Source organism: Luteimonas panaciterrae (assembly GCF_020511115.1).
Classification (GTDB): Bacteria; Pseudomonadota; Gammaproteobacteria; order Xanthomonadales; family Xanthomonadaceae; genus Luteimonas; species Luteimonas panaciterrae.
In genome coordinates, this window is record NZ_JAJAVH010000001.1 from 196,294 (window position 1) to 218,161 (window position 21,868).

The following is a 21,868-nucleotide window of genomic DNA, read 5'->3' on the forward strand; positions in this document are numbered from 1 at the left end:
CGAAGAGACCCTCGACTTTACTTCTGCAATGCCACGTGGACGGTCGAAACCCCTATCGTGCCCGGCGCCGCGATATCCAGCTTGCCGTCCCGGTTGAAGTCGGCCACGACCGGCGTCTGCGGGAAGAAGTAGATCGGCAGCTTGCCGCCGGGATAGAAGTTGCCCTGCCCATCGCCCAAGCCAATGGCGATCTGACCGAGGCTGAAATCCTGAAGGCTGAAGACGTCCGAGCAGACCGCATCCAGATGCCCGTCATGATTGATGTCCGCCAGCGCGAAGGCGATCGGGATGCCGCCACAATCGAAACGCACGCCGCTGCCGACGAAATGGCCGGTACCGTCGGTCAGGCGCGAGTCTCCCGACTCCCCCTGAATCTCCGGCAGGATGTTGAACTCGTTGATGACGACCGCATCGTCAATGCCGTCCTCGTTGAAATCGCCGCCGAGCGTGCCGCCAGGCGCGAATCCGCTGCGGAACTTGTCGATCTGCCGGAACGTGCCATCGCCTCTACCGAGCAAGCTGTACACGCTGCGGCTGATGAAGGCATCGCTGACCAGCATGTCGGGAATGCCGTCGTTGTTGAGGTTCACCAGATCGAAACCGGACATGGTGAAGACCGGAATCGGCGGCAGCGGCGGATTGGTGTAGGACACCGAGGTGTAGATCGGGAACAGGCTACGCTTGAACGTGCCATCGCCGTTGCCGAGGAAGGTCTGGATGCCGAGCGTGGCCTGCACCAGCAAATCGATCTTGCCGTCGCGGTTGACATCGGCCAGCGAACCGTCGAGTTGTCCCGCATGCAGGATCTGGAAGAACTGGTCCGACTTCGTGAACGAACCATCGCCCTTGCCCAGGAACACGGTGACCAGGAAATGCGAGGCCGTCACCAGATCCGCGTTGCCGTCATGATTGAGGTCGGCGGTCAGCACGGTGCCCGGAAGCGGGCCGACGCCGATGAGATCGGAGCTTCTGTAATTCCAAAGCGTTTCGACCGGATTCCCGCCAAACGTGCCATCGCCCCTGTTGAGCAGCACGAAGACGCGGCCCACGATCTGGAACCAGTTCACGACGGCGATATCGGGATAACCATCGTTGTTGAAATCTGCACTGGCGGTTCCCGATTCATGGAATCCTTCGCCGACGCCGGGTATCAGATATGTGTCCGCGGCATGGAACTGTGGAACCGGAGGCGCGGCGGCGGCCGGCAGAGCCAAAACGGACAACATCAAGATGGAGGCGAAAAGTCTGGCCCCGTGGATCGTTTGACGGCGTAGATGACGAATCATGATTCCTCCCGGATTGGTTTCGTGAGTACGTGCAACCGATCGCGACGCGAGATGCTGCGCGGACCGCCGCAATTCCCTTACCGCAGGCAAGCCTTGCCCGAACGCCCCGCCATGCGTGGGCGCGAGTTTGTTTTTCAAGATCGTCCGCGTCTTGCGGACGCTTTTTTCGGATGGACCCCTGATCGGAATCCATCCCATGCCGGTCAGGGATAGATCACTGGGCTGTAACGCCGGCCGCGCAGCTTGTCCTCGATCGTTCCGCCCGCCGCGCCGATGAACTGCAGCAAGGTGTCGCCACCGAACGCGGCCAGATCCTGCGTGATGAAGCGACCATTGCAGAAGAGGATGTTGCAGTTCGGCAAGCCCGCATCACCAACGCCGGTCAGAATGCCGAGCACGTTCCAATCGAGGATGTTCAGATAGATGAGGGCATCGTCGATCGAGCTGCCTGCCGGATAATTCGCGAAGATGCCGGGATCGGGAATGCGTGGCGCGTCGTCGACCGAGTCGACCAACCGGCGCATCAATTCCTTCATCTCCAGGCTTTCGATGGTGGACAGACCACCGCCCGGCCCACCGTTACGCACGATGACCAGATGCCGGCTCGGCACATTGATGATCATCTGGCCAAGCGCGCCCATCGCACCGTAGGTGTCGCGCGGGCTGCCGGGCAAGAGTTCGTAATCCGCGCGTTTGGGACGGCCGATGTGCGAGACCTTGTGCCAGTCGCCTTCGTTGGTCCAGAACAGGAAGCCATATCCGGGATTGGGCGCGGTTCCGTGAACCGCTTCTTCCAGATAGCTCTGACTGATGAGCTGCTGCGAACCCCATTTTCCCTTGTACAACATCAGATGACCGAGCTTGGCCTGATCGTTCGGACGCATCAGCAGACCGCCGGCCGCGATCGTCCCGCCACTGCGATCGCGCAGCCAGATCCAATGATTGCGCGGAATGCCGACACGCCCCATCAGCTCGCGCTGCACGAATGTCTGGTAGTCCATCCCCGTGGCCTTGCCGACGACATGCGCGAGCGTGGCCAGCACGCTCTGTCCATACATGTATTCCGTGCCCGGCAGATACCAGAACGGCTGATCGAGCGTCGCCTGCACCGGATCGGTGGCGATGGCCGCGATCTCGTCCGCCACCACCAGCCGCAAGCCAGACAATTGTTGCAGCAGCGTGCGCACCGTCAGCGCACCATGCGCGGCATCGGCTTGCGGAATGTACTTGCCGATCGGATCATCCAGTTTCAGATAGCCCATCGTCACCGCGCGACCGACGGCCAGCGACAAGACCCCCTTGGACGCGCTGGCCAGCGGAAACGGCGCGAACTCGCTCACCGGATCGACCACGCTCTGCCCCGCGAGACAGCCGTAGCGGTAAACGCGCACCGAAGTACTCAACAACTGCGTCCCGTATTGCAAGGCAGCGCGCAAGCGTTCGGGATTGATGCCGAGCCTGGCGGGATCGACGAGCGGATACAGCTGGTCCTGTTCGGGCTGAGCGCATTTCGGCGCCGATGCGGGAATCGGTTGCAGGCCCGCCGCGGAGCCGGATGTGGAAAACGCGATCAGTGCGCACATGACCAGCACGGCCGGAATCGATCGCAATCTCGATGCAGCAATCATTGGGTCCCTCCCCCAAATCTTCTGTCATGCGTCGTGGTGACGCGGGCCAAGCATTGATGCTTTTCCGGCAGACGGCCATTGTTGATAGAGTCATATCGATTGGCAGATAGGGCCAATCATTTGGGGTGCCGCCGTGTTGCAATGGCACATGGGAACGATGCTGCGGCGCGTCATCAAAGAACCGCCTGTTCGCGGATTTTCTATCGACCCTTCGCGGCGCGAACCTGCTCGACCCACGACTGCAAGACCGGCGCCAGCCCCGCGTAGCGACGCCCTTGCCATCCGCTGGCGAGCACGTTGCCTTCGCGATCAACGAGCACGAGGTTCGGCGGCGCGACGCCGCCCAGCGCGCGTATTGCCGGCAATGCCGGCAGACGGCGATAGTCGATCGCCGGCCACGGCATGGCCTGCGAGCGCATGTAGCGGCGCATCTCGCGTTCGGATTCGTCCAGGCTGACGTAGACGACTTCCGTGTCGGCGCCCGCCTGCCTGAGCGCCGCATGCACTCGCTTTAACTCCGGGACGAACGCATGACAGGGGCCGCACCAATCGGCACCGAAATACAGCGCGATGACATCCGGCTCGCGCTCCCAGCGGTAGGCGACGAAGCGCTGGGCATCGGGACGCACCAGCGCCCCTGCGATCGATTCGCGCAAACCGCCATCGGCCGCCGTCGCGCTGGTCGTCGACAAGCCGTAGAGGCAACAGAACGCGACAACCCAGCGGCGCGACCACGCGCGCCGCCATTTCGGAGCTTCGGCTTCAGAAGGCGTAACGCACACTCGCATAGACGGATCGTGCGAAGCGCGGACCGTAAACATAATCGCTGTCGCGATTGGCGCCAATTTCCAGATCTTTCTGGCGTTCGTCGAACAGGTTCTTCATCCCGAAGGAAACGTCCACGCCCTTCTCGTCGAAATGGAAGTGACGGGTCACACCCGCATCCACCACCCAGAAATCCGGCGTGTGCTTGAGCGTGCCGGTATTGTTGTTCAACGCGTACATGCGACCGGTGTACTTCAGCCCCACGTAGGCATCCCACGCTTCGCTGGGCGTCCAGATCGCCTGCGCCAAGCCGCTCCATTCCGGCGTCTTGAGGTAATGGCGGCTCGCGATCACGGTACTGCCGCCATCACCGGTATCGTCGAACACCACCTGCGCCTTGTCGTATCGCGAGTGATACCAGGCGACGCCCGCGGTGATGCGCCAGGTCTCCATCGGCTGCCATCCGAGATTCGCCTCGATCCCGGCCACGCGCGAGCCGGAGACATTGCTGCGGGTCTGGTACAAGGAGCCATCGCGGGGATCCCGCTGGATCCCGCTCAACACGAAGGCATCCTTGAGATCGGTGTACGACGCCGTGGCATCGAACAACCAGCGCGGCGACGCGGGATCGGATCGCCAATCGACCCCGAGCATGGCGGTGACCGCTTTTTCCTCCGTCAGTCCGTCCGCGTTGCGAATGCGCACGGGATCGGCCCCCAGCGTGTCCACGTGCAGGTCCTCACTGAACAATTCCGGCGCGCGGAAACCCGTGGAGATGCCGGCACGCCATTTGGTGCGCTCGTTGGCCTGGAACGCCAGCGCGATGCGCGGCGAGAACACCACATCATCGAGCTCGGAGCTTTTGTCCGCACGCGCACCCAGCACCAGATCCAGCGCATCGCTGACCGCCCACTCGTCCTGCAGGAAGACGCCGAGATCGGAGAAACTGCCGTCGGTGATCACGCGAATCCTGTTGCCGACGGCATCCAGGTTCTCATCCTTCACTTCCTCGCGCTTGTACTGCACACCGAACGCCAGTGCATGCGCGCCGACGCGGTAATTGAACTGCGAATCGAAGTACTGCAACGGATTCTTGGTGTAGCCGTATTGGCGGTAGGACACCGAGGCGGCGCTTCCCGGCACGTTCGGATCGAGCTGACTTGGATCGAAGCCGGGATCGGACGGGTCCGTCACCACATCACCCAGCCCGCCATAGAAGCTGTCACGGCGGATATCGGCGAACGAATAACTGAGGCGGAAGTCGAAATCGTCGTTGACGATCTGCTCCCACGTCAGTCCGCCACGCTGATATCGCGTTTTCAGTGCCTCGGCGATATTGGCCAGGTATTCGGGCTGATCGAACCGGTTGCCGCCGCGGCGATCTTCCCAGGTGTATTGATAGTCGGCGCGCAGCCGGGTGCTGTCGTTGGGCACGTACCACATCTGGACACCGCCGATGCGCAGGTCCTTCTCGGTGATCTCGCTGTAGCCGTCACCATTGAAGTCGATGGCGTCGTTCTTGGCGCCCTGCGCGACCACCGACAGACCGAAGCGGCCGTCGTCGCCGACGAAGTCGAAGCGTCCATCACCGAACCGGAGCGGCTCGCCCTCCTGCACTTCCACGCCTCCCTGCACGAAACCGCCGTTCTTCGTCGGCTGCTCGGCAATCAAATTGATCACGCCGGCCACGGCGCCAGGTCCATACAGAGACGAACCGCCTCCCTTGACGACTTCGATGCGATTCACGAAAGCCGCGGGGATCTGCTCCAGTCCGTAGATGCCGCCAAGCGTGGACAGCAGCGGCACGCCGTCGAACAGCAACTGGTTGTAGGCGCCGCCCAACCCCAGCAATTGCACTTCGGAGGTGTTGCAGTTCTGGCAGTTGCTTTCCACACGCACACCGTTGATCAACTCGGCCGCTTGCGAGAAGTTCACCGAGCCACGCAAAGCGATGTCCTGCTGTCGCAACACCTCGGTGCGGACAGGCACGTCGGAGAGCAGACGTTCGGTGCGGGTCGCCGTGCTCACTTTTACTTCGACCGCGTCGAGTTGCGTAAGGCGGTCACCATCCGCCGCCCATGCGGAAGATGTCGCCGCCGCGGCGATGGCCAGGACAAGCGGCCGAGAAAAGGAGACAGGCATTCGGAAAGAGCGAGGCATGGAGAAGCGCGCGATCACGGAATTCGTCATGTGCATGGACGTGTCAGGACGCGGCATGCGCATGCGGATGACGCTTCCAGTTCCAGAGATGCGCGCTCGCCAGCATCAGGCTGCCCGCCACCGTGAGCGGAACCTCCAGCGACTCCGCCGGCCAAGGCAGCGCGCCGAGCAACAGACCGGTCAGGCCACCGACGGCCAACACGATTAAGCCGAGCGGCAAGGGCCGTTGACGATGCGCGCGCCACAGCGCGGTGCCGGTCAGCGGGAGCGCGAAGGCGACGAACGCCGCATGCACCCATTCCGCCTCGGCCCAGACGGCCAGCAAGGGCAGGAAGGCGGCCAGCACCGGCAACGCCAGGCAATGCAGCAGGCACAGCCCGGACAGGCTGATCGCGGCGAAATCGAATAAGCGGACGGATGTCGGGGGCTTTCTGCTCATGGCACGGCTCTCTTTTATGATATGTTATAACATAACATATTGAGGAGATGCCGATGCTCGCCCCCGCCACGATCCCCTCCCCCGATCGCCTGCACGTGACCGTCCTCTCCGGTTTCCTGGGCGCGGGCAAGACCACCTTGCTCAATCGCATCCTGCACAACCGCGAGGGTCGCCGCGTCGCGGTCATCGTCAACGATATGAGCGAGATCAACATCGACGCGCAGTTGGTCCGCAACGGCGCCGCCGCGCTCAGCCGCACCGATGAGTCGCTGGTAGAGTTCAGCAACGGCTGCATCTGCTGCACCCTGCGCGAGGACTTGCTGCGTGAAGTGGCACGGCTCGCCGGCGAGCAGCGCTTCGATTATCTGCTGATCGAATCCACCGGCATCGGCGAACCGATGCCGGTGGCGGCCACCTTCTCGGTGCGCGACGAACTGGGTTTCTCGCTGTCCGATGTGGCGCGGCTGGACACGATGGTCACGGTCGTCGACGGCATGCGTTTCCTCGACGACTTCGGCTCCGCCGAACGCCTGGCCGATCGCGGCCTGGCGATTGGCGCGGAAGACCGGCGCGGCGTGGTGAATCTGCTGGCCGAGCAGGTGGAGTTCGCCGATACGATCGTCATCAGCAAGTGCGATCTGATCGACGGCACGCACCTGGAACGCACGCGCGCCGTGCTGCATGCCCTGAACCGCGATGCCCGCATCATCGAATCGCGCCACGGCGACGTGCCATTGGCGGAAGTGCTGGACACCGGTCGCTTCGACTTCGCCCGAGCACAACTCGCGCCGGGCTGGATCAAGGAACTGCGCGGAGAGCACACACCGGAAACGGAGGAATACGGCATCTCCAGTTTCGTCTATCGCGCGCGTCGCCCATTCCATCCACAGCGCTTCGGCAATCTATTGACGCGCGGCATCGCCGACGCGATCCGCTGCAAGGGATTCTTCTGGCTGGCTTCGCGCATGGACTGGGTCGGCGAGTTGTCCTGCGTCGGTGGTGCCACGGAGCATCAAGCCGCTGGCTTCTGGCACGGTGCGCGTTTTCGCGTCGATGCCGATCTGATCGACGAGTTGCCGCTCATCGCCGTCATGCCGCCACCGGTGCCGTACACGGCTCGCGGCTGGTCGGTGCTTCAAGCCGCTGCGTGGAATTCACCGCTCCCCTTGCCGGAAGAAATTCCGGAGCCGCGCGAATACGCGGCATTGCGCGAACTGTGGCATCCGCTCTGGGCGGATCGCCGCCAGGAACTGGCGGTGATCGGCGTGAACCTGGATGAAGCGCGTGCCCGCGCCGAACTGGATGCCTGCCTGCTCGACGATGCCGAGATGGCGCTCGGTCCCGCCGCCTGGCACACGTTGCCGGGTCCCTTTCCCCTCTGGCGTCGTTGAATCACGACACCAACGTTTCATCCGCGATGCGACGTCCTTCGGATGCGCCTCCAACCGATGGAAGGAGGCGTATCCGGCCTGCTGCCTTGGATTACGGCGAGAAGTAGGACGAGATGCTCGACCAGACGCCGTCAAGACGCGAATACGAATCCGGATCCTGCGGCGCCGAGCAGAAGGAATAGCCGCCGTACAGGCCGCCGCGCAGTTGGTAGGCACCCGAAGCATCGACGGTGAACAGTCCCGAGCCCGAGGAGCCGCCCTCGGTCACGCCCGCGTTCCAGACCACCTGGGTCAGCGGCGACTTGCCATCGAGCGTGGTCGAAAGACCCGTCACCGAACCCAGCGAATACTTCTTCAGATCGCCGGCCGGGTGGTGGATGCCTTCGATCGCGGTGCCGGTGGATGCGATGGGGCTGCTATTCCAGCCGGCGTAGTAGGCGCCGCTGGGCGGAGCGTTCTTCAGTTCCAACAACGCGGTATCGCGCGTGGTGTTGGCATGGCGCAGATACGCGCCGCCGGTGAGCGTGACCGCGTTCGGGTTGGCGGTGTCGTTATTGCAGGCGGTGGCGTCGAAGAACCAGTACGTCTGCAGCGTGTCGGCAACCCGCTGCGTGCTGATGCAGTGTGCGGCGGTCCAGAACAGCGCCTTCTTCGGCGAGTTGCTGTTGTTCAGCAGCGTGCCCGAGCACAGGTACGACTTGCCCTTGCTGGTGAACACCATGCGCGCCACGGCCTTGCTCGCATCGAGGAATCCGGCGCTCGGATTCACGCGACAGACGATGTCCTGCTCGCAGGCACCGCTGGCGCCGACACCACTGGCCCTGGCCAGATCGCGCGTGCTCGCGGCCGGATCGATGTCCAGATGCGAGAGTTCCGGAACGCTCAGCGAGAAGTTGCTCGGACGCTGACCCTTGGGCAGCACGATCTCGACCGTCAGCGTGTCGCCGGCGACGACCGGCGACCAGCTCGACTCCGCGTCCGAGAACGCGGCGCCATTCTCGGCGAACACGCGGCCGTCGCTGCCGGCGAAGCGCAGCGTCACTGCTGCCGGATCGCCGCCCAATTTGCCCGTCGAACGCAGCTGCAGCCCGGCGCGCAGCGCCACCGCGTTGGTCGAGGTCAGCGTGAAGCGCGCACCGCGCGAACCGTCCGCCAAGGTTTCCCAGTTCAGACCATTCAGATCGATGCGGCTGCGGCCGACGCTGCGGGCGAAACCGATTTCCAGCGGCTGGCCATGCTTGGCCTGCTCGGCGCGACGCTTGGCGACCGCGGCGAAGGCGGCCTGTTCCGGCAACCCGAGATCGACGGCCCGGATGGCGCCAGCCTTGCCGGTGGTTGCGAATTCGGCGCCACCCAAGGCCTTGGCGACGGGCGCCACGGACACGGGGGCAGCCCCCATTTCCGCGGCGGAAACGATGGCCGTGAAACCCGACAAACCAGCCAACAGCGCGAGAGAAAGCACGTTCTTGCGGATCATGAGTAGGGATTCCTGAGTACGGTGGAAGCCGGCAGCCCCCTCCGGCACGAGTCAGCGGATCAAATGCTTAGGGCATGCTGCTTAAACGCAGCCGATCGGTGTTCCCCCACCTCGCCCGGCTTGGTGGCGCGCGCGGCCAGCATGTCGCCGGCATCCCCTCGAAATCGTAGGGATCTAGGCCGCTCCGGTGAGCGGATGGGATAGTCTTGTATTTTTATTACATAAATGTAATATATGCTTGTGTTGTTTCCTGGGGCCCGCCCATGAACCCGTTCTCCGCCACCGAGAAGCGCATCGACGTCACCCGCGGCAAGCACCCGGCGTTCCCGCGCGGGCCGGCGGTGCTGGTGCGGCTGATCAAGCGCCTCCACAAGCACGTGCAGGACGACGCCAACGCGCTGCTCAAGCCGTTCGGCATCAACCATCCCGAATACAACATCCTGATGATGCTCTACGGCAGCACCGACAACGCGGTGACGCCGTCGGAGCTGGCCGAGGCCGCTGGCGAAAAATTCGCCAACATCACCCGCCTCACCGATCGCCTCTGCGACAAGGGTCTGCTGGCGCGTTCGGGCAACGCCGACGATCGCCGCAAGGTGACGCTGTCGCTGACGACGAAGGGCGACGCGCTGATCTCGCGCATGCTTCCCGGCATCTCGCGGCTGCTCAAACGCCAGACCGCCCCGCTCGACGAGCGCGAGCAGCAACAGCTCGAGCTGCTGCTGAAGAAGCTGCTCACGGGTTTCGCCGACTGAGCCTTCGCGTCATGTCCGCCACTGCCGCATCCACGACTCCCGCCGCTACAGAACGTGCCTTCCTGGCGCGCGCTGCTTCTAATAAGCATGATTTCTTCCGCGAGGAAGGCGGCACCTGGGTGTTCGTGCTGCGCACGCTGCTCACCTACTGCCTCACCGGCTGGCTGGCGATGCGGCTGGAACTGGAGCAGCCGTCGACGGCGATGATGACCACGGTGATCGTCATGCACCGGCAGAGCGGCATGGTGCTGGCGAAGAGTTTCTATCGCGCACTCGGCACTTTCGCGGGCGCCGGTGCGGCGTTGTTGATCGTGGGCCTGTTCCCGCAGCAGCGCGAGCTGTTCCTGCCGGCGATGGCACTCTGGCTCGGCGCGTGCGCGGGCGGGGCGACGCTGTACCGCAATTTCAAGTCGTATGCCTTCGTGCTGGCCGGCTACACCGCGGCGATCATCGCGCTGCCGGTGGCCTCGCATCCCACGGCGGTGTTCGATTCGGCGATGGCGCGCATCGCCGAGGTGCTGCTCGGTCTGCTGGTGAGCGGTGTGATGAGCGACGTGGTGTTCCCCAGCCGCATGCGCGACACGCTGCGGGCGACGGCGCGATCGCAGTTCTGGGGTTTCGTCGGCTTCGTGCGCGACAGCACGGCCGGCGCGATCGCGCGCGAGACGATGGAGAAGGCGCATCTACGCTTCGTGCGCGAAGCGACCACGCTGGAGGACTTGCGCAGTTCGGTGATCTTCGAGGATCCGGACACCCGCGCCCGCAGCGGGCGATTGCGCCTGTTCAATCAGCACTTCATGGCGACGTCGACCAGTTTCCAGTCGCTGCACCATCTGATGAATCGCCTGATCCGCAACGGCGGTGGCGATGTCGCCGACGCGCTGATCGTGCTGTATCGCCCGCTCGCCGAAGCGCTGGCCGTGCCGGAGACCAGCGAAGCCGATTCGCGCGCGCTGCTGCCGAAGTTGTCGGCATGCGTGGACGCGCTGCCGGCGCGCGGCGAGGCCTTGCGCGCGCACTTCGACGGTTCCGCGCGCGCCGACGATTTCGATACCGGCGCGGAGCTGGTGCGGCGCTTCGCGCGCGAACTGCATGCCTATGTCGAGGTCGCCGCCACCCTGCGCAATCCGCGGCCCTCCAGCGATGCGGTGGAGCGCGTGCGCTTCACTCGCGGCAATGACTTGGCCGGCGCGGCGCTGGCGATGCTGCGCACGACGCTGGTGATGGGGGTGCTGAGTACGTTCTGGATTCTCACCGCGTGGCCCTCTGGCGCCAGCGCGTTGCTGTTGGCGAGCATCCTGTGCGCGCTGTTCGCCACCACGCCGGCACCGGCGGCGGTCAGTCTCAAGCTGCTGTGGGGATTCGCGCTCGGCACGGTGGCGGCGTATGCGGGCACGTTCTGGCTGCTGCCGCACGTGGACGGCTTCGCGCTGCTGGCCGCCTGCATCGCGCCGCTGTTCCTGATCGGCGCCTACATGACCACGCGGCCGCAACTGGCGGTGCTTGGACTCGGCTATCTGATGTGCCTGACCACGACGATGGGCCTGACCAATCTGATGCATTACGACCCGGCCGGCTTCGTCAACAACGCGATCGCGCAGCTGGCCAGCGTTGGCGCCACCGTGCTGGCGTTCCAGCTGTTGCCGTCGGCCATCGGCAGTGCGTGGATGCGGCGGCGCCAGCTCGCCAGCCTGCGCGCGCAGGTGGCGTTGGCGGCGGAAGCGCCGCTGCCGGGATTGCGTCATCGCTTCGAGAGCGTCAATCGCGATCTGCTGCAGCAGGTGGTCACAGGTACCGTGCCTGGCAGCGAGGCCTCGCGCACGCTGCTCGCCTGGGCGCTGGCGGTGCACGAAACCGGACGCGCGCTGATCGAGCTGCGCCACGACGCGGCCGCGATTACTCTGCCGAAAGCGCTGGCACGCGCGGTCGGGGATGCGCTCGACGCCGTGGCGCGGCTCTACGAAGCGCCGGATGCGGCGCGTTATCTGACCGCCCGCGACCGCGTGCTTGACGCGATCGCCGCCACGCACCACGCACTGTCGGATGCGCCGGAGACGCGGCGCCTGCTGCATCACCTGCATCTGATCCGCATCAGTCTGGTGGATGCCGATTCCGTGCTCGCCGAGTACATGCCGTCTGCGCTGCCAGTGCCGTCCGCGTTGCCGGCGAAGGAGGCCCGCCATGCCGTATGAGTTCTCGCTCGGAGGCGCGCTGCTGCCGGGCGTGCTGCTGTGGTTCTCGCTGATGCTCGGCGTGCTGTGGGGGCTGGATGCCGTCGCCGGCCGCTACGGTCTGTATCGATACGTCTGGCATCCGCCGCTGTTCCGGATCGCCCTCTTCATCTGTCTTTTCTGCGGCTTCGGCCTGCTGCTTTTCTAATTGCATCCATACGCTGCCATGAATACCCGCTCGATCGCCCGTTTCTCCCTCACCGCCCTCGTCGTCCTGGTCGCCGCGCTGCTCGCGCATGCGATGTGGCGGCATTACATGTATGCGCCGTGGACGCGCGACGGCCGCGTGCGCGCCGATGTGGTGCGCATCGCGCCGGACGTGTCCGGACTGGTGGCACGGGTGGCGGTGCGCGACAACCAGGCGGTGAAGAAGGGCGATCTGCTGTTCGAGATCGACACCGCGCGCTATCTCAACGCGGTGGCGCAGGCGGAAGCCAATCTCTCCGCCGCCGAAGCCGCCGCGCGCGCCGCCGGCGCCAGCATCCACGCGGCCATCGCCGGGGCCGCCGAGCGCAAGGCCAATTACGAGATGTACCAGGCGCAGTCGGCGCGGCGGCAGAAGATCGTCGGCCAGATCATCTCGACCGAGGAGCGCGCCAATGCCGCCGCCGCGGCCAACGCCGCGCTGGCCGGCTGGAACCAGGCCCAGGCCAGCGGCAAGGAGGCCAGCGCCAGCCAGGAGAAGGCGATCGCCGCCATGCAGCAGGCGCGGGTGGCGCTGGCCGCAGCGCGGCTCGACCTCGCCCGCACCCAGGTGCGCGCGCCCGTGGACGGCTACGTCACCAATCTCGACGTGCGCCAGGGCGACTACGCCGGTGCCGGCGCGGCGCGGCTGGCGCTGATCGACCGGCATTCGTACTGGATCGCCGGCTATTTCGAGGAGACCAAGCTGTCGGCGCTGCGCGTCGGCGATCCGGTCGACATCCGCCTGATGAGCGGCGGCCCGGCGCTGCCGGGGCGCATCGAGAGCATCGCCCGCGGCATCAGCGACCGCGACAATCCGACCGGCGCGGACCTGCTCGCCGACGTCAATCCCACCTACAACTGGGTGCGCCTGGCCCAGCGCGTGCCGGTGCGGATCCGCATCGACGACGCGCGCCTGCCGGACGGGACGGTGCTGGCCGCCGGCATGACCGCGACCGTGATCGTGCACCCGCGCCAAGGCTGAGTCCGGCCCGTCCGCGGCCCACGGCACCGGTAGGGAAGGACTTTTTCCAGCGTTCCCTTATACTTGCGCGCTACTAGCTGCGGCCGGGGGCCGCGCGCCATAGGTGACTCGTGCGTAATTACGATCTCGACTTCCTCAAGCATTTCTCGATGGTGATCGGCTTTCTGGTGCTGGTCACGATCGGTTTGATCCTCTTCTCCGTGCACCTGCACAACACGATTCCCCCGGAAGTCTCGGCGACCACGACCAAGACCACCGAATCGCGCATCGCCCCGGCCGGCGACATCTACGCCGGCGCCACCGGCGCCGCGGAACAGGCGGCGGCGGCCAAGGCGGCAGCCGCGGCGGCGGCCTCGCAGGTGGCCTACGGCGGCACCACCGACGGCTCGGTGATCTTCGGCAACCTCTGCACGGCCTGCCACACCTCCGGCGCTGGCAACGCGCCGACGATGGACAAGTCGCACTGGGCGGCCCGCATCGCGCAGGGCAAGGACACGCTCTACAAGCACGCCATCGAGGGCTTCAAGGGTCCCGACGGCGGCATCATGCCGCCCAAGGGCGGCAATCCGGCGCTGACCGAAGAGCAGGTGAAGGCGACGGTCGATTGGATGCTCACCCAGATCAAATAATCTGGTCGCGATCCCATGCTGTTCGCCATAGCGGAAGACCGCATGGTTTGGGTTCTCGAGAAAGAGTCTGACGCGCGAGTCGAATTCGAAGTCGTCGACGTAGAAAGTGGTGTTTACGCCTTCTATGCTGAGGATGGCTGCTGGCTGAGGCCCAGACTTGTTCGCTCAAAAAAGCGGACGCTGTTTGGAATGGTCGAGCAGACCGAATTCGAGCTTGAGCGTATGGTTAAGATCGACCCCGGGGCTGATTCCTTTCAAGTTGCCATCAACGAGGCTCACGGAGTGGAGCCAAATCCATACTTCAAGACAGTCGCTGAGATTCGCGCCTACGTCGAAAAACAGCAGAGGTCTCCGCTGTAGCAGTTTCATCGTGCTGGCGATCAGCATTCAGATCGCACGGTTCCAGGCCTGATCGGTGCGTGGCCCGCCCGGTCCACTATCATTCCCCCATGGCCGCCCCCGCCTTCCCCTCCGAATCCGCCTCGCTCACGCTGCCCGGCCCCGCCGGCGCGCTCGAAGTCGCGGTCGACTGGCCGGACGCCGACGTGGCGCGGCTGCCGCTGGTGGCGATCATCTGCCACCCGCTGCCGACCGAAGGCGGCACCATGCACAACAAGGTGGTCACGATGGTCGCGCGCTCGCTGCGCGAGCTGGGCCTGACCACGGTGCGCTTCAACTTCCGCGGCACCGAAAATTCCGAAGGCAGTTTCGACCAGGGTCAGGGCGAGGCCGACGATCTGCGCACCGTCGCCGCCTGGGTGCGCGAACAGCGTCCGGACGACGCGCTGTGGCTGGCTGGCTTCAGCTTCGGCGCGTATGTCGCGCTGCGCATGGCCAACGCGCTGCAACCGGGCATGCTGATCACCATCGCGCCGCCGGCCGGACGCTGGGATTTCGCCGACATCGCGCTGCCGACCATGCCCTGGCTGGTGATCCAGGGCGAGGAAGACGAGATCGTCGACCCGCAGGCCGTCTACGACTGGCTGGCGCGCACCAAGGCGGACGCGGAGCTGGTGCGCATGCCCGACACCGGCCATTTCTTCCACCGCAAGCTGATCGACCTGCGCGGCGTGATCAAGAACAGCGTGCGCTCCCACCTGCCGGCCGCGGATGGCTGACGCGGGAGAGGCGGCGGCGCGGCCGTCAGAACGTTATCGCGCCGGTGTGGCGTGCGGCGACTGGAGCGACGATCCGGCGCAGCATCCCGCGCTGCGCGAACTCGACCGTATCCACGATGCACTGCTGCGCCCGGTGAAATCGCGCGGCGTGCTGCAGCGCCTGTTCGGCGATGGCCCGCCCGCGCCGGAACCCGGCCTGTATCTGTGGGGCGGCGTCGGCCGTGGCAAGACCTTCCTGATCGACCTGTTCTACGACGGCCTGCCGATCCAGGAAAAGCGCCGTACCCATTTCCACCGCTTCATGCGCGAGGTGCACGCGCGCCTGCGCGCGCACGCGGGCGAGCGCGATCCGTTGGCACTGATCGCGCGCGAGTGGCGCGAAAGCCTGCGCGTGCTGGTGCTGGACGAATTCTTCGTCAACGACATCGGCGATGCGATGCTGCTCGCGCGCCTGCTCGAGCGCCTGTTCGCCGAGGGCGTGGTGCTGGTCACCACTTCCAACAGCGCGCCGCACGATCTGTACAAGGACGGCCTGCAACGCGCGCGCTTCGAACCCGCGATCGCGTTGATCGAGCGTTATTGCCACGTCTTGGAACTGATCAGCGACACCGACTACCGCCTGCGCGCGCTGACGCGCTCGCCGGTGTACCGCACGCCGCTGGATGCGCAGTCGGAGGCGTGGCTGGAAACGCGCTGGCACGAGCTCGGCGGTGACAGCGCGCTCAGTGGAGGCCGCCATCGCGATGCCGGCATCACGCTCGACGGCCGCAGGATCGCGGTGCGCGCGCGCTGCAAGGGCATGGCCTGGTTCGATTTCGAGGAACTGTGCGTGGGGCCGCGCGGCGCGGCGGACTACATCGAGATCGCGCGCGAGTTCCACACCGTGCTGCTCAGCGACGTTCCGCGCATGGATGAACCCATGGACAATCCCGCGCGGCGCTTCATCACGCTGATCGACGAGCTGTACGATCGCCACGTCAATCTGGTGTGCACCGCCGATGCCACGCCGATGGATTTGTATGCCGGTTCGCGCCTGGCGAGCGCGTTCGAACGCACGTCCTCGCGTCTGATCGAAATGCAGTCGACCGAATATCTGACGCTGGAACACCGGCAGTAGACCGCAACGTCATCGGACACCGATCGAACGCAGGAACGCGGCCACCGCCTCGGTATACGCCGACGGCTCTCCCAGCTCGCGATTGATGGCCATGTGCGTCAGCGGCTGCGGCAGCACTTCGACCCGCGCGACGAATCCTTCCGCGCGCTCGGCGAACCGCCGCGCACCGGCGCAGGCATCATCGGGACGCCGGGTGGAGCAGATCGCGAACATGGGCAGCGACTGACGCGACAAGCGCGCATAAGGCGAGGCGGCCGCCCATGTTTCGGGATCGGCGCCGAAAGCTCGATCGTAGAGCGGCGGATGACGGCGCCGCATCAACTGCTCGACATCGTAGGCGCCGCTGTCGATCAGCACCGCGCCGCGTGGCGGCGTGGCACCTGCCTCGCGTAACAGTTCGGGCGCGGCAGCGAGCAACGCGACCAGATGCGCGCCGGCCGAATGCCCCATCAGCACGACGCGTTCACGATCCGCGCCCCAGCCGGAAGCCGCGCGCTGTGCCGCGGCCAAGGCATGGGCGACATCCCGCGCCTGCTGCAGCGGCGCGGCTTGCGGCTGCATGCGGTAGTTGACCGAGACCAGCACGTAACCGCGTGCCACCCAGTAATCGGCCTTCGCTCCGACCACACCGGGGCTGTCCTTGTCACCGAAGCGCCAGCCGCCGCCGTGCGCCATCAGGATGAGCGGCGCCTGGCGTGGCTTCGCGGGCAAATAGATGTCGAAGCGTTGGCGCGGATCGGCACCGTAGGACACATCGCGCAGCACGCGGGTGCTTTCAGGTGATGCGGATGCTCTGGAATCACGCTGCCAGGCATCCGCGTTTCCCGCGATACCGAGACAGAGCAGGGCGGACACAACCAACTTCGTGCATTTCCTCATGGCGGCACCTGACGCGCTCCGTTCATCGATGACCGGTCAACGATTCTGCGCGTGCCGCGTTTACATGACTGCTGCCGGCGCGTACCCCTCTCCCTCCCGCCGGCAGCGGCTCTCAGGCCAGGGATGGCCGCCCTTCTTTCCTCGACCCCTCTTCCTCGACCGCCCTTTCTCGATCGATCGCCGCCACCGGAGACCTCTTCCATGCGTCCCACCTCTCGTCTGTTTCTCGTTGTCGCCGCACTCACCGCCGCCGTCATCACACCCGCCTTCGCCCAGTCCGGCGATCGGGCGGCGAAAATGCAGGAACGCCTGAAAGCCGCCGACACGAATAGTGATGGCCTGATCGATCGTTCCGAAGCCGAGGCCGGCCTGCCGCGCGTCGCCGAACACTTCGACAAGCTCGATGCCGACGGTGACGGCAAGCTCAGCCGCGACGAGCTGCGGAAGATGCGTGAGCAGATGCGTCAGCGTCGCGGAGGCTGACGCGCACACCCTTCGCGCACCCTTTCGCAGGTCACGCCATCTCGAAGCGGATCGTTCGCTTGTCCGGATCCGCTTCGACCAGACGCGCGCGAATGTGCTCACCCAGCGGCAGCGGCGCCTGGCCCGTCACGTGCGCCAGGATCGCGGGATCGCGCAGCATCAGATCGCCCTGTTTCGGATCGTCGCGATCGACTTCGATCACGGCCGCCTCAAACGTTTCGCCGACGCGTGGCGCCAGCGTCACCGCTTCGGCGAGATCGAGCACGGCGCGCTCGTAGCGTCCGCCGCGCTGCGCGGAGGCGCGCATCGTCGTCGGCAATTCCGGCAATGCATCCAGCGCCCATTGCGGCACCGGCTTGCCCGCGCACAAGGCCAGGCACACTTCTCCGGTGTAGCGATCGACCAGGCGCCGCAGCGGCGCGGTCACGTGCGCGTATTGCGCGGCGAGCGCGTAATGATTCGATCGCGCCGGCACCGCGCCGTCGAAGGCGACATAGGCGGCACCGCGCAGCATCGTGGTGCAGGCCGTCATCATCGCGATGTGCAGCGGATCGGATGGATCGAGCGTGCGGATGAAATCCGGATAGCTGCGCTGCTTTGGCCAATCGATGCCGAGCGCGCGCGCGGTGCGATGCAGGCGCGCGATCACGAACGGCTCGGGTTCCGGCAGCGTGCGTAGCAGGCCAACGCCGCCTTGCACCATCAGATGCGCGGCGGCCATGCCGGTGAGCAGCGAGATCTGCTCGTTCCACTCCTCCACCGGATGGCGGGCGCGGAATTCCAGCGCCCAGCTGCCATCGTCCCCGATGCAGATTTCCTGCTCCGGCAGCGGAAGGCTGACACCGCCACGCCGTTGCTCGCGCTGCTCGCGCAATTCGCCGATCTCGCGCAGCACCGCCCACATCGGCGCGGCACCGCCGCCGTCGATCTCGCGCTGCACGCCGGCGTAGTCGTAGCGGGCGCGGCTCTTCACGCGCGCGCGGCGCACATCGACGGTGGTGCCCTCCCCTTCGGGGTCGAGTTCGATGGTCCACAGCAGCGCCGGGCGCTCCTGGTCCGGCAGCAGTGAAGCCGCGCCCTCGGATAGCACCTTCGGGTGCAGCGGAATCTTGCCGTCGGCACCGTACAGGGTTTCGCCGCGCAGATTGGCTTCGACATCGATCGCATCGCCGGGCGCGATGAAAGCCGCGACATCGGCGATCGCGTAATGCACGCGATAGCCGTTTCCGTTGCGTTCGACGTGCATCGCCTGATCGAGATCCATCGAGCCCGGCGGATCGATGGTGATCAGTGGAATGTCGGTGCGATCTTCTTCCGGCAGTCGCGGCCGCGCGGCGGCGGCTTCCGCCGCGCGTTCCACTTCGGGCGGGAACGCCGGGGTCAATCCCTGCGATTTCTGGATGTCGGCAAGGCCTTGCGCCAGTGTCGGCTGCGGCGTGCGGAGACTGAGGCGTCGCGTGGTCGGCACGGAATTCCCGTCGGCGGCGTGCGCGGGTGCACGGGCGGATTCTAATGGGCGGATCTAGGGACTGCCGCTCATGCCGACGCTTTCGGTGCGCTTCTTGTTCACCAAGACGTCAATCAAACGGATGCCGCCCGGCGATGATGACCCGGCGAACATCCCATCACACGCCGGAAAGCGGTGCTGAACGCCGCCTCGGACTCGTAGCCGACCGAGTAACCGATGCTGGCGATGCTGTCTTCCGTTCGCCGCAACCGATCGGCAGCAAGCCGCATGCGCCAGCCGGTCAGATAGTCGAGTGGCGTCTGGTTGACCACTTCACGGAACCGCTGCGCGAATGTGGTCCGCGACATGTTGGACAACCCGGCGAGATCGGCCAGCGTCCAATGACGATTCGGCGCCGCGTGCATGGCACCGATGGCACGCGCGAGGCGCGAATCGGCCAACGCGCCCAGCCAGCCGGCATGCGCGCCCTGCTCCGATGCGAGCCAGAGCCGCAACACCTGCAAGAGCATGATCTGCGCGAGATGCTCGGCCATCAACGCGCTGCCTGGCGACTCCTGTTTCAGTTCCGCCGCGAATTGTTCGAGCGCCCAGCGCAGCACCACCGCCTGGTTCGAAGCGTCCTGCACGTGCACGACCGCCGGCAACGCGCGGAACAACAATCCGGCGTGATCGCCATCGAAGGAGAAGCGGCCGCCGATCAGGAAGAAGTCGCCGCCTCCGTTGCAGGTCGCGATTCCATCCACCGCGTTGTCGTAGATCGTCGCGGCCTCGATAGCAGGAATCGTCAGATCGGTCGCGGCGAGAAAAGGGCGACCGCGCGTCAGCAGGAAACAGTCACCCGCTTCGATTCGATGCGGTTCGGTCTCGCCTTCGACGATCAGCCAGCAAGCGCCGCGGATCACCGCGTTGAACTTGACGCCCTCATGCCCGGGAAAGCGGATCGCCCACTCACCGCCCGCATCGAGCCCCGCGCTGATCGCGCTTCTGGGCCTAAGCAGGGACAAGACATCCGATAGAGGGTCCATCGCAAGAAATCCGGACGATCGCGAAAGAAAATCGTACTACACAGCATGGATCGTTCGAGCGCCACGACCCATTCTCTTCACGACACGGCAAGCAAGCCATGCCGACCTTTCTGGAGAACCCCCATGACTGATTATCAGAAGCCGCTCGGTTCGGGCTTCGGCGCACACACGACCGCAGCCGACGTGCTTTCCGGCCTCGACCTCACCGGCAAACGCGCGATCGTGACCGGCGGCCATTCCGGCCTCGGCTTCGAAACCACCAAGGCGCTCACGGCTGCCGGTGCCGAGGTGATCGTCGCTGCGCGCGATACCGCCGCCGCGCAAGCCGCGACGCGAGACATCGCTGGCGCCTCGGTGGAAGCCCTCGACTTATCGGACCTCTCCAGCGTGCACGCCTTCGCCGAACGCATCCTCACCACAGGCCGGCACATCGATCTGCTGATCAACAACGCCGGCATCATGGCTTGTCCCGAGACGCGAGTCGGGCCGGGCTGGGAAGCGCAGTTCGCGACCAATCATCTCGGTCATTTCGCGCTGACCCAACATCTATGGCCCGCGCTCGAAGGGAGTGCGCGCGTCGTCTCCGTCTCCTCCGCCGGTCATCGCCTCTCGCCAATCCGTTGGGACGACATGGATTTCTCGCAGGGCTACGACAAGTGGCTCGCTTACGGCCAATCGAAGACGGCCAATGCGCTCTTCGCCGCGCACCTGGATCGATTGGGGCAATCCTCCGGCGTGCGCGCCTTCTCCCTGCACCCTGGCGCCATCTTCACGCCACTGCAGCGGCATTTGTCGCGCGAGGAGATGATCGCACTCGGCTGGATGGATGCGAACGATCAGCCGCTCATTCCGTTCAAATCGCCGGAGCAAGGCGCGGCGACGCAGGTCTGGGCCGCTACATCATCGCAACTCGACGGCCTCGGCGGTCTTTATTGCGAGGATTGCGATGTGGCGGCACGCGCCGATGAAACGGACATCAGTCAGTCGTTCGTCGGTGTGAAGCGCCATGCCGTGGATGCGCGAGAGGCGGAACGACTCTGGGCGCTCTCAGCGGAACTGACAGGCGTCGACGCGTTCTCACGCTAGACATTCATCCATGACAGGCGCCGGCGTTCGCTCGGCAAGCAGGCGATCGACCAGCGCATCGACCGCTGTCTCGGCGGCGGCGATCGACGCCTGCAACCGCGCATCGGCGAATTCGTCGTATTCGATCGCGATGCTGGCTTCCAATTCGATGCCGAGATAGCGCAGCGGCGTCGCCACGCCGGCTTCCACATGATTGGCATGCGCGAGGCGTTCGCCCGCACCGTAGCCGTAATCGCCGCGCGAACCCAGCAAGACCAGGCGCTTGCCTTGTCCGGCCAGCAACGGCCAGTACGGTTCGCCCGCGCGGCTGCGATCGAAGCCGAAGGTGCGGCCCACGCGCACGACGTTATCGATCCAGGCCTTGAACTGCGCCGGCATGCCGAAGTTGTACATCGGCATGCCGGCGACGATCAGGTCGGCCGCGATCAGTTCGTCGACGAGCGTGTCGCTGAGCGCGAGCGCTTCGCGCATCCAGGGCTCGCGCCGCTCCGGCGGCGTGAACGCTGCATGGATCCAGCGCCCGTCGACGGGCGACGGCGGTTGCGTGCCGATATCCCGGTAGACGATGGCATCGGCCGGATGCCGTGCCCGCCAGCGTTGAACGAAGCGATGGCTCAGCCGGCGTGTGTGCGAGCCGTGGGCGTCCTGGTCGGAGCGTCCGGGACGGGCGCTGCTATCGAGATGCAGAATATTCATCTGTCTACCGCCTTGCTTGATGGTTTTTCCTATCATTCCGGCACAAACTGGTGGCGACAAACGACGA

General features: G+C 65.4%; 21 protein-coding genes. 11 read left to right on the plus strand and 10 right to left on the minus strand.

Annotation, left to right across the window (positions count from 1 at the left end):
- Positions 1-17 precede the first annotated feature (17 nt).
- The 5 genes from LG367_RS00885 to LG367_RS00905 form a co-directional block, all read right to left on the minus strand.
- Entirely contained in the window at positions 18-1,226 is a 1,209-nt protein-coding gene (locus LG367_RS00885; protein WP_226467330.1) for an FG-GAP repeat domain-containing protein, read from the minus strand.
- A 263-nt stretch (positions 1,227-1,489) separates the two neighbouring features.
- A complete protein-coding gene (locus LG367_RS00890) occupies positions 1,490-2,914 on the minus strand; it encodes a serine hydrolase domain-containing protein (protein ID WP_226467331.1) in 1,425 nt (474 codons plus the stop codon).
- Positions 2,915-3,114: 200 nt separating this feature from the next.
- A complete protein-coding gene (locus tag LG367_RS00895; protein ID WP_226467332.1) occupies positions 3,115-3,606 on the minus strand; it encodes a thioredoxin-like domain-containing protein in 492 nt (163 codons plus the stop codon).
- Positions 3,607-3,676: 70 nt separating this feature from the next.
- A complete protein-coding gene (locus tag LG367_RS00900) occupies positions 3,677-5,821 on the minus strand; it encodes a TonB-dependent receptor plug domain-containing protein (protein WP_226467333.1) in 2,145 nt (714 codons plus the stop codon).
- A gap of 61 nt (positions 5,822-5,882) precedes the next feature.
- Positions 5,883-6,278, minus strand: a complete 396-nt coding sequence (locus tag LG367_RS00905; protein ID WP_226467334.1) for a MerC domain-containing protein — start codon at positions 6,276-6,278, stop codon at positions 5,883-5,885.
- A 53-nt stretch (positions 6,279-6,331) separates the two neighbouring features.
- Here LG367_RS00905 and LG367_RS00910 point away from each other — a divergent pair, with 53 nt between their 5' ends.
- Positions 6,332-7,669, plus strand: coding sequence for a GTP-binding protein (locus tag LG367_RS00910; RefSeq protein WP_425490886.1), 1,338 nt, complete (start codon positions 6,332-6,334; stop codon positions 7,667-7,669).
- 91 nt (positions 7,670-7,760) lie between these two features.
- Here the strand turns inward: LG367_RS00910 and LG367_RS00915 are convergent, their stop codons facing one another.
- A complete protein-coding gene (locus tag LG367_RS00915; RefSeq protein WP_226467336.1) occupies positions 7,761-9,146 on the minus strand; it encodes a trypsin-like serine peptidase in 1,386 nt (461 codons plus the stop codon).
- A gap of 263 nt (positions 9,147-9,409) precedes the next feature.
- On the opposite strand from LG367_RS00915, the gene LG367_RS00920 reads away from it, so the two are divergent.
- From LG367_RS00920 to zapE, 8 genes are all read left to right on the plus strand, one after another.
- Positions 9,410-9,901 (plus strand): MarR family winged helix-turn-helix transcriptional regulator, encoded by a 492-nt coding sequence (locus LG367_RS00920; protein ID WP_226467337.1) that lies wholly within the window; start codon positions 9,410-9,412, stop codon positions 9,899-9,901.
- Positions 9,902-9,912: 11 nt separating this feature from the next.
- Positions 9,913-12,093 carry an FUSC family protein gene (locus LG367_RS00925; protein WP_226467338.1) on the plus strand — a complete coding sequence of 727 codons (2,181 nt, stop codon included), beginning with the start codon at positions 9,913-9,915 and terminating at the stop codon, positions 12,091-12,093.
- Positions 12,083-12,280 (plus strand): DUF1656 domain-containing protein, encoded by a 198-nt coding sequence (locus LG367_RS00930; RefSeq protein WP_226467339.1) that lies wholly within the window; start codon positions 12,083-12,085, stop codon positions 12,278-12,280. Before LG367_RS00925 ends, LG367_RS00930 begins: the two co-directional genes overlap by 11 nt.
- 18 nt (positions 12,281-12,298) lie before the next feature.
- Positions 12,299-13,300: an HlyD family secretion protein gene (locus LG367_RS00935; RefSeq protein WP_226467340.1), complete on the plus strand. Its 1,002-nt coding sequence runs from the start codon at positions 12,299-12,301 to the stop codon at positions 13,298-13,300.
- A gap of 110 nt (positions 13,301-13,410) precedes the next feature.
- Positions 13,411-13,929 (plus strand): c-type cytochrome, encoded by a 519-nt coding sequence (locus tag LG367_RS00940; RefSeq protein WP_226467341.1) that lies wholly within the window; start codon positions 13,411-13,413, stop codon positions 13,927-13,929.
- A gap of 15 nt (positions 13,930-13,944) precedes the next feature.
- The gene (locus LG367_RS00945; RefSeq protein WP_226467342.1) at positions 13,945-14,289 is read left to right on the plus strand and encodes a hypothetical protein; all 345 of its coding nucleotides are present in this window, start codon (positions 13,945-13,947) and stop codon (positions 14,287-14,289) included.
- A gap of 89 nt (positions 14,290-14,378) precedes the next feature.
- The gene (locus LG367_RS00950) at positions 14,379-15,047 is read left to right on the plus strand and encodes an alpha/beta hydrolase (RefSeq protein ID WP_226467343.1); all 669 of its coding nucleotides are present in this window, start codon (positions 14,379-14,381) and stop codon (positions 15,045-15,047) included.
- Complete coding sequence (gene zapE, locus LG367_RS00955) at positions 15,040-16,164, plus strand: cell division protein ZapE (protein ID WP_226467344.1); 1,125 nt, start codon at positions 15,040-15,042, stop codon at positions 16,162-16,164. Before LG367_RS00950 ends, zapE begins: the two co-directional genes overlap by 8 nt.
- Before the next feature lie 9 nt (positions 16,165-16,173).
- On the opposite strand, the gene LG367_RS00960 is transcribed toward zapE, so the two are convergent.
- Positions 16,174-17,019, minus strand: coding sequence for an alpha/beta hydrolase (locus LG367_RS00960; RefSeq protein ID WP_226467345.1), 846 nt, complete (start codon positions 17,017-17,019; stop codon positions 16,174-16,176).
- Between the two features lie 225 nt (positions 17,020-17,244).
- Here LG367_RS00960 and LG367_RS18725 point away from each other — a divergent pair, with 225 nt between their 5' ends.
- The gene (locus tag LG367_RS18725) at positions 17,245-17,526 is read left to right on the plus strand and encodes a hypothetical protein (protein ID WP_425490887.1); all 282 of its coding nucleotides are present in this window, start codon (positions 17,245-17,247) and stop codon (positions 17,524-17,526) included.
- A gap of 31 nt (positions 17,527-17,557) precedes the next feature.
- Here LG367_RS18725 and LG367_RS00970 read toward each other — a convergent pair whose 3' ends face one another.
- Positions 17,558-18,994 carry an RNB domain-containing ribonuclease gene (locus tag LG367_RS00970; protein ID WP_226467346.1) on the minus strand — a complete coding sequence of 479 codons (1,437 nt, stop codon included), beginning with the start codon at positions 18,992-18,994 and terminating at the stop codon, positions 17,558-17,560.
- A 113-nt stretch (positions 18,995-19,107) separates the two neighbouring features.
- The gene (locus LG367_RS00975; protein WP_226467347.1) at positions 19,108-20,019 is read right to left on the minus strand and encodes an AraC family transcriptional regulator; all 912 of its coding nucleotides are present in this window, start codon (positions 20,017-20,019) and stop codon (positions 19,108-19,110) included.
- Between the two features lie 123 nt (positions 20,020-20,142).
- Between LG367_RS00975 and LG367_RS00980 the strand changes: the two genes are divergently transcribed.
- Positions 20,143-21,105: an SDR family NAD(P)-dependent oxidoreductase gene (locus tag LG367_RS00980; RefSeq protein WP_226467348.1), complete on the plus strand. Its 963-nt coding sequence runs from the start codon at positions 20,143-20,145 to the stop codon at positions 21,103-21,105.
- Here LG367_RS00980 and LG367_RS00985 read toward each other — a convergent pair.
- Complete coding sequence (locus tag LG367_RS00985) at positions 21,097-21,801, minus strand: FMN-dependent NADH-azoreductase (RefSeq protein ID WP_226467349.1); 705 nt, start codon at positions 21,799-21,801, stop codon at positions 21,097-21,099. The two genes, LG367_RS00980 and LG367_RS00985, sit on opposite strands and share 9 nt — an antisense overlap.
- Between the last annotated feature and the right edge of the window lie 67 nt (positions 21,802-21,868).